Origin of the sequence: Halomonas sp. ND22Bw (assembly GCF_003011945.1) — a bacterium.
GTDB classification, from domain to species: Bacteria; Pseudomonadota; Gammaproteobacteria; order Pseudomonadales; family Halomonadaceae; genus Halomonas; species Halomonas halophila.
The window spans coordinates 1-253 of the sequence record NZ_PXWD01001335.1 but is presented as its reverse complement, the minus strand read 5'-3'; the positions used below and the strand labels follow the sequence as shown (position 1 = coordinate 253).

Here is a 253-nt window from a genome sequence, read left to right as displayed (position 1 = left end):
ATACTTGGACCGGCGATGCTCGACCGAGGCCAGCATCTCGCGGTGCGCCACCCCGTAGCTACCCAGCTTGTGAGTGACGATCACCCGCGGAACATACTGCAAGCCCTTGAGCAGCTTGCGGAAGAACTTCTTGGCCATCAACGCGTTTCGGTGGGCCTGGACCAGCACGTCGAGAACGGTTGCCGTCCTGGTCGACCGCCCGCCACAGATAATGTTGGCGGCCATTGATTCGGATGCAAACCTCGTCGAGGTG

1 pseudogene is annotated in these 253 nt (G+C 60.9%); it reads right to left on the bottom strand.

Annotation, left to right across the window (positions count from 1 at the left end):
- A pseudogene (locus CVH10_RS27380) lies at nt 1-138 on the bottom strand (IS6 family transposase); the annotation flags it as partial.
- Between the last annotated feature and the right edge of the window lie 115 nt (nt 139-253).